Consider the following 7769-nt stretch of genomic DNA (forward strand, 5'->3'; position numbering starts at 1 on the left):
TTTGGCACGCTACTATTGTCGGGATTCTCAGACAATAACCGACAACAGGTAAGACGATGCCAACAATAACTTTTCGCACACCGTTCCTCGCGGCGTTTGCGCTGGTGCTGTCGCTGATCAGCACTTCGCTGATGGCCGAAAAAACCTACACCATCCGACTGGCCGAAACCTGGGGGCCAGGATCCCCGATCCTGGGAGAAACGCCCCGCAGTATGGCCGCCATGGCTGAAAAGATGTCCAATGGGCGTCTGAAGTTCCGCATTGATTCCTCCAACAAGCACAAGGCACCGTTCGGTATTTTTGACCTGGTGCGTCAGGGCCAGTACGACATGGGGCACACCGCTTCTTATTATTATAAGGGCTCGATTCCCAACGCCATGTACTTCACCACGGTTCCATTCGGCATGCTGGCCCCGGAACAATATGCCTGGTTCTATTACGGTGGCGGCATGGAACTGATGGAAGAGGTCTACAAGCCATACGGTTTGTTGTCGTTTCCCGGCGGCAATACCGGTAATCAGATGGGCGGTTGGTTCCGTGAGGAAATCACCTCGCTGGACGACCTGAAGGGTCTGAAAATGCGCACGCCGGGTTTTGCCGGAGAAGTCATGGCTGAGCTGGGGGTGGCTGTCACCAATATTCCTCCCGGGGAGCTTTACACCGCGCTGGAGCGTGGCACCATTGATGCCCTTGAGTGGGTCGGGCCAGCCCTGGATCTGCCCATGGGCTTCCACCAGATCGCCGATTACTACTACGCTGGCTGGCAGGAGCCGGGTGCGGAAGTTCAGTTCCTGATCAATCAGAAAACCTGGGACAGCCTGCCCGAAGACCTTCAGGAGATCCTGCGGGTGGCCATGCGTACCGCTGCCTACGACATGTACATCCAGACCATGCATGAAAGTGGTGAAGCCTGGGATCGTATGAAGGAAGACTATCCCAACGTGACCCACAAGACTTTCCCGCCCGAAGTGATCGAGGCGCTCCGCAATGCGACCGATAAGCTGCTGGCAGAGGAGGCCGAGAAGGATCCGCTGGCAAAGGAAATCATTACTTCCCAGCGCGAGTATCTGAAGCAGATCCGTCAGTGGACCAATATCTCTGACAAGGCTTACCTGAACAGTATCTCCACGGACTGATACGGCTCCGGCACTCCTGGTGAGGGCATAGGGGGAGGCAATATATCCCCTATGCGCCCCCGGCAGCTTGCCTCTGTAAACGGATCGTCAAACGTCGTCATTTCTCAGAAGAATGCAGTGTGAAGTTCCAGCGTGTCTTATACTCAGGGCAGACCAGCCCTGCAGGACATGCCAAGGATGCGCTTTGTATCACTCTATCTCACCAGACTGACTGTGCTGATGGTCTGCCTCCTGCCATTGGGTGCAGCTTCGGCCGCATCCCAGACACTTTCCGAAGGCTGGGAGTATCGCTGGGGCGATTCTCCGTTCCGCAATGATGGTACGCCGGCATGGACCCTGGATGGCCCCGGGGAGGACGGCTGGCGTTCCATCGGTTTTCCATCCAATCCTCCCAACCGTGATGGTCGTGAGCACGTCTGGTTCCGGGTAATGCTGCCTGACGGGGAGTGGCAGGAGCCTGTCCTTTACATCTTCAGTGTCGATCTGATCGTTCAGGTGTATTTCGACGGCCAGAAGATCTACCAGTACGGCACCTTTGATGAGCAGGGCCGTGGCCGTTTTGAAGGCTGGCCCTGGCATGAAATCAGCCTGCCTGATGGGTTTGAAGGTAAGTATCTGTACTTCAGAGTGTTCTCGGATTACACCGATATCGGACTGTGGGGCGAAGTGTCGATTATGAATCGGCCGGATCTGGTGCTGTTCGTCCTTGAGAATTCTCTGGAGGCGCTGGTTATAGCGGCGATTTCGATGCTGATTGGTTTGCTGGCGCTGATTTTCGCAGTGCTGCAGGCGAAGAAAAAAAGTTTTGCCAGCCTCGCCCTGTTCGCATTTTCCTCAGGGACAATGTTGCTGGCTGAGAGTCAGGCAAGCCAGTTGCTGTGGGACGTACCGCTGGTCTGGGATTACCTGGCTGCCGCGTCCTATTACCTGCTGCCGGTTGCCATGGCAATGCTGCTCGAACAGTGGCTTGCCGACCATCGCCCGCGAATGATCAATCTGGTGTGGAAGGTTCATCTGGCCTATGTCGTGGCGGCAATAGGGCTATCGTTGAGCGGCGCCATCAATCTGTCGTCAACGTTCCCGCCATTTGACGCCCTGTTCCTGGTGTCCCTGGTGACTATTACCGTGGCGGTTATTTATCGCTTCAGGCACCTGCTGCTGGAGCAACGCATTATCCTGCTGGCGTACGCCATCTTTTCTGTGTTCTTGGTCGTGGATATGGCCGTGGCGCACGGGCTGTTGCCTTGGGGGAGGGTACCAGTCAGCTGGGGCGCACTGCTGTTTGCGCTGGCGGTGGTCGTGATCTCGCTGTGGCATTACGCCCGCACCCAGCAAGCGTTGTACCGGCTGACCCTGTCACTGGAACAACAGGTTGCCGAACGCACCGAGAAGGCCGAGACCCTGGCCCGACGGGAACAGGCAAGGGTGCGGTTGCTCACCTTTGAAAATGAAAAAAAACAGATCCTCAATGACATTATCGCCGGGCTTCAGGATTGCTTGGGTCTGAGCCAGGCTTTCGACTATCTTGCCCGCGTTATGCTGGATCTTTGCAGTCCGGTGAGCGGAGCTTTTTATCTGCGCCGTGACGAAGGTAAGACCTATGAGAGGCTCAACCATTGGGGCTATGGCGGGAATATGCCGGAGTTTGCACTGATTCTTGATACTTCTGGAGGGCTGCCTTCGCCCACCGAAGTTCCTTCCCGCTATCGAGAGACACCTTTGGATTCGGTCACTTCACAGGATCAGGTGCTGGAAGGTACGGTGTGTTTCTGGATTACGGTTCAGTCGGCCAGTGAGGGGGCTCTGGTGATGGGCTTGTTGCTGGTCGAGATCCCCGAGAACTTTTCAGCACAGGACAATGGTTATGGCGCGGCCCGCCTTTTCCATGCCCTGGACCAGGGGTTGCAACGGATTGGTATCACGTTGTCCAGTATCCGCTTGCACGAAGAATTACAGAAATATTCCTACGAAGATGTGCTGACGGGGCTGAACAACAGGCGTTACTTCGATCAGCTGCTGAAACATGAAAGAGCGGGTGCTGTGAGGAATCAGGTGCCGCTGGCCCTGCTGATTGTTGATATCGATCATTTCAAGTTGTTTAACGATACCCATGGCCACGAAGCGGGTGACAGTGCGTTGAAGACAGTGGCCGGAGTATTGTTGCAACAGTTTCGGGACAGCGATGTGGTGTGCCGATATGGGGGGGAGGAATTTGTCGTTATTATGCCCGGGGCTAACCTGTCCGCTGCCCGGGAAAAGGCTGAAAATCTGTGTCGGGCGATTCGAACCGTTCACATCTACCACGGCGATCAGGATCTGGGGGGTGTGACGTTGTCGGTGGGTGTTGCAGGTTGGCCGGAATGCAGCAATGATCCCGACGCCCTGTTGGGACTGGCGGATCGGGCTCTTTACAGGGCCAAGGAGGGTGGCCGGGACCGGATAGAAGGATGCTCCACCTGCACACCGCCATAACGGTGTGCAGGTCCGGGGTCAGCGCTCAGGGTAGGCTGTCCAGCCGGCCAGCCAGCTGGATTGCAGGCGTGGGTTCAGCGCTCCTGCGTAGTTTGCCGACTCATCGAAGAACTCGGATTTTGGCGGCTGCGTTGCTTTCATCTGACGCATTTGCACTCGGGTCTGGAAGTCAGGGTTTACCGGGTCCCTGGCCGTCACATGCATCGCGCTGTCGAGGCGTCGAAGGTTGTCCTGATTCGCAGCCATCAGCCATTGGCCTTCGTTGAAGCCAAAGTCATCATTATCCTGGCCGGACTCATCGGAACTTTTGCCGAGCTTGCCGCTATTGGCAATCAGGTTATTGGAGAAGGTCAGCACGCCTTCGGCAATCAGCGATGCGACTTCGTCCCTCAAGTCGATGGTTTCAATCCCGTAGCTGTCGATGATCATGTTATGGAAGTGACCTCCGCTGCCCTCACGAAGTACCATGCCCCGATGCTTTTTCGCGGTCTGTCCGGTGCCGACAAGGGTGACGTTGTAGAAGGAGGGCTCCGATCTTGGTTGAGCCTGGTGATCGTTACCATTGTTGTCACCTTCAAATGCATTATCTCCCACATCCGCGTGTTGCTGGACAATCAGGAACTGTACTCGTCCGGTCCAGCCCCAGTCCCAGTCTATACTGTCATCTGCGGCACCGGACACCACAATATTCTTGAGATCGACAGATCCACCAAACATCTCAATGCCATCATCCAGGGCGCGATGCACCTGTACATTCCGGACAATCGTGTCGCTGCCGCAGCCGCCAAGAGTGAGGCCGTTGAGTTCGTTGTTTTTGTAGACTTCGAAACCGGCGAATTCAATGCGGGTGTATTCGATAACACCGCAACTGTAACGAGAGTCGTTGCCCCCGAAGCTGCCCCTGGAATCGTTTCCTGAGATGCCCTCTATGGCTGCGTCGGGTTGATTGACCGGCGCCTTGCCGAGCACCACGATACCGCCCCAGTCGCCCCGGGCACGCTGACCCTCGGGTTGATTGCTGGTGAAGACCACCGGACTGTCGGGGCGACCACGGGAAAACAGTTTGCTGCCCCTGGTGACGATGAGTGCTGATCCGTTGTTACCTTTTACGGTAACGCCGCTTTCGAGGGTCAGGTCGGCACCTTCAACAAAAATGGATTTCTCCAGGACGTATGTCTTGCCTGATTCCCAGACCGTGTCCACAACGATGTCTTCATGTACCCGGATGGTTTGAGGTTCAAATGCGGTGAAACCGACCGCGGCGATTGCCGCAGCCACGGTCACCGGCGTCATCCAGATCAGGTTCCGGCGAAGCCAGGATTGGGGTTTCTGCTCGCTCTCTGGCGGTCGTGTTGCAGAGGTCTGCACCGCAGGTGTTGCCATCAGCGGTGCTCCCGAGTCCAGAGCGCGGATGTCTTCGGCAAGTCGTTTCAGGCGTTCGGTGCCGGACGACTCGACACGGCGTAACACATCACTGCGATATCCGGGTTCCCGCAGCAGGTTATTCAGATGCACAAAAGCGATGTCCGGGCACTCGCCTTTATCGATCCGTCGTTTGAGTTGCCAGAGTTTTTCAACAAGAAGGGAGGATTGATCCGACATTGATACAGCTCCAAAAAAATGTCGGATCTTTTTTAACGCAAACAGATGACGTTTTAATTACGAAATGTGTAGAGACTCAGAAAGTTACACGACCAGTACCGGGCACTTGGCATTTGAGGCGACCCGGTGGGACACGCTGCCAAGCAGCATGCCGTCCTTGTCACTGTGTGTGCCCCGGGTGCCGACCACGATCAGATCGGCTTCCTTGTCCTGGGCAAACTTGACGATGACCTTGGACGGCCGACCGCTTTTCACAAACCCGCGGACTTTGGTCGCGCCGTGTTCCTTGGCCAGATTCTTGGCATGGTTAACCACTTCCTTGGCGTAGTCAGACAGCACCTTGTCAGGAATGTCCATTTCCGTTGGGCGACCAATCGAAAGTGATGCCTCAAACAGGCTGTGGTGTTTGTACACACAGAGGATATAAATCTCTGTCTCTGGCGTGAGTTTCTGGAACTCAATGGCTTTGTCCAATGCCTTGAGGGACGTCTTGGAACCATCAACGGCTACCAGGATCTTCTTGAACATGTTTATCTCCTAGCGAGTCGGGTCTGTTGCATCATTCCGCAAAGGCAAGGTCACGCAGGAACAGTGCGATTTGCGGGAAGGCGATGATGAGCCCGGCTGCCGCAATCAGGATGATGATAAAAGGCGGAGTCCCGCGAATGACTTCCAGATACGGCCGTTTGAAGATCGCAATGGCGGTAAAAATATCGCATCCAAACGGCGGTGTGGCTGAGCCGATGGCAACTTGCAGTGTAATAAGAACACCGACAAGAACCGGATCCAGTCCAGTGGACTGGATCGCCGGAGCGAAAATCGGTGTCAGCACCAGAATCACGACGATCGGGTCGACGAACATACAGGCGATGAAGAAAGCGACACAGATTGCAATCAGCACACCGACGGGGCCGGCCTCGTTGACACCGACGGTTTCGAGTATGGCTTGCGGAATCTGGGCGAAGGAAATAATCCAGGAGAAGCCGTTACCGACGGCCACGAGAATGAACACTACGGCGGTGATCAGGCCGGTGGATTTGGCAATCTTGTAGATTTCATGCAGCTTGAGCGAGCGGAAAACCACAAATTCCAGGAAAAAGGCATACAGAACACAAACCGCTGCTGCTTCCGTCGGACTGAAGATACCGCCATAAATACCGCCCACGATAATGACCGGGAACATGAGTGGCCATGAGGCATCCCTGACGGACACGGCACGTTGCTTCCAGGTGGCTTTATCCTCCGTGGGAACGTCATTCTTGTAAGCGTAGATCAGGCAGTAGATCGAGAACATGAACAGAATCATGATGCCCGGACCCACACCAGCAATGAACAGTTCGGCAATGGAGGTCTCGGAAATAACCCCATAGATGATCATGCCGATACTGGGTGGTATCAGGAAGGCAATGTCGCTGGCATTAATAATCAGCGCGAGGGTGAACGAGTCGGAGTAGCCTGCCTTCAGCATTTTAGGGCGTAGTGGGGAACCAACGGCGACCACCGTCGCCTGGGTGGAGCCAGAAACCGCACCAAAGAGCGTACAGGAGGTCGCGGTACTGATTGCCAGACCACCCTTGATGTGGCCAATAAAGGCCATGACCATGTTGATCAGCCGGTCGGCGGAGTGGCCGCGGGTCATGATATCGGCGGCGAGGATAAACATGGGGACGGCAATCAGCGATGCGGGTCGAATGCCGCCCATCATCTGCTGGATAAAGGTCCCCATCTGGCCGAAGCCATCGAACATCATTACGAAGCCAACGACAGCCGCCGTCGTTAGTGGAATCATCATCGGAAAACCGAGCAGTAGCAGCCCGATCATGATGACCATGAGAATTGTTGCCATAGTTACGCCCTTCCTTAACTTGCCCGGTCTGCTGCCGGATCAGACTTCCGATTCGCTGTCAGCGTAGCCATCAAGTACACCGGTGGAGAGATAGACATCCTTGCTGGTGAAGTTCTTGATTGCGGTGAGGAAATACTGGATGCCGGTAATGGCAAAGCCGACCGGGGCCCAGATATAGATCCACCAGATTTCAAAACCCAGCGCCGGCAGAATGCGGCCACGACCGTAGAGGGTTTCAATGTAACCGTAGGAGTGGTAGCACAGGAAAAACATCACGACGGAAGTGAACAGTGCGATGAAGATCATCAGCACCTTTCGGCCTTTGGCGGGAAACGCGTCGTATATTGCGGACATGCGGATGTGGCGCCCGTGCCGGGCTGCGTAGCCGATGCCTGCGAAGGTGATCAGGATGATCAGGATCCGGTTGATTTCGCCCGAAAAAAACAGCCCCTGGCCAAAAACAAAGCGGGCAATCACGTTGGTGCAGGTGTTCAATGCCATGAGTATCACGCCGGCTGCCAGCATTACAGCCTCTACCTTGGCAATGATTTCATCAATGGTTCCCAGGAACCCGGGCAGGCCGGACTCGTAGGTACCGGTATCGTCTTCTACCTCTGAGGGTTTCTCTGACATGGGATTTGCTCCAGAGTGTCTCGCTCTCGCCCGGTAGGGGCTCCGGGGCGAGGCGAGGTTCGTACAGATTCCCCCCCCCC

6 protein-coding genes are annotated in these 7769 nt (G+C 55.5%); 2 read left to right on the forward strand and 4 right to left on the reverse strand.

Annotated elements, in window-relative coordinates; all coding sequences use genetic code 11:
• Positions 1-131: 131 nt before the first annotated feature.
• Together MARLIPOL_RS14990 and MARLIPOL_RS14995 are read left to right on the forward strand one after the other, a co-directional pair.
• Positions 132-1136, forward strand: coding sequence for a TRAP transporter substrate-binding protein (locus MARLIPOL_RS14990; RefSeq protein WP_407638102.1), 1005 nt, complete (start codon positions 132-134; stop codon positions 1134-1136).
• 177 nt (positions 1137-1313) lie between these two features.
• The gene (locus tag MARLIPOL_RS14995; protein WP_012139094.1) at positions 1314-3608 is read left to right on the forward strand and encodes a diguanylate cyclase; all 2295 of its coding nucleotides are present in this window, start codon (positions 1314-1316) and stop codon (positions 3606-3608) included.
• 18 nt (positions 3609-3626) lie between these two features.
• Here MARLIPOL_RS14995 and MARLIPOL_RS15000 read toward each other — a convergent pair whose 3' ends face one another.
• The 4 genes from MARLIPOL_RS15000 to MARLIPOL_RS15015 form a co-directional block, all read right to left on the reverse strand.
• On the reverse strand, positions 3627-5210 hold the full coding sequence (locus MARLIPOL_RS15000; RefSeq protein WP_012139095.1) for a hypothetical protein: 1584 nt from the start codon (positions 5208-5210) through the stop codon (positions 3627-3629).
• Positions 5211-5294: 84 nt separating this feature from the next.
• On the reverse strand, positions 5295-5738 hold the full coding sequence (locus tag MARLIPOL_RS15005; protein WP_012139096.1) for a universal stress protein: 444 nt from the start codon (positions 5736-5738) through the stop codon (positions 5295-5297).
• Positions 5739-5769: 31 nt separating this feature from the next.
• Positions 5770-7056, reverse strand: a complete 1287-nt coding sequence (locus MARLIPOL_RS15010; RefSeq protein WP_012139097.1) for a TRAP transporter large permease — start codon at positions 7054-7056, stop codon at positions 5770-5772.
• A gap of 39 nt (positions 7057-7095) precedes the next feature.
• Positions 7096-7689 (reverse strand): TRAP transporter small permease, encoded by a 594-nt coding sequence (locus tag MARLIPOL_RS15015; RefSeq protein WP_012139099.1) that lies wholly within the window; start codon positions 7687-7689, stop codon positions 7096-7098.
• Between the last annotated feature and the right edge of the window lie 80 nt (positions 7690-7769).

Origin of the sequence: Marinobacter lipolyticus SM19, assembly GCF_000397065.2 — a bacterium.
GTDB classification, from domain to species: Bacteria; Pseudomonadota; Gammaproteobacteria; order Pseudomonadales; family Oleiphilaceae; genus Marinobacter; species Marinobacter lipolyticus.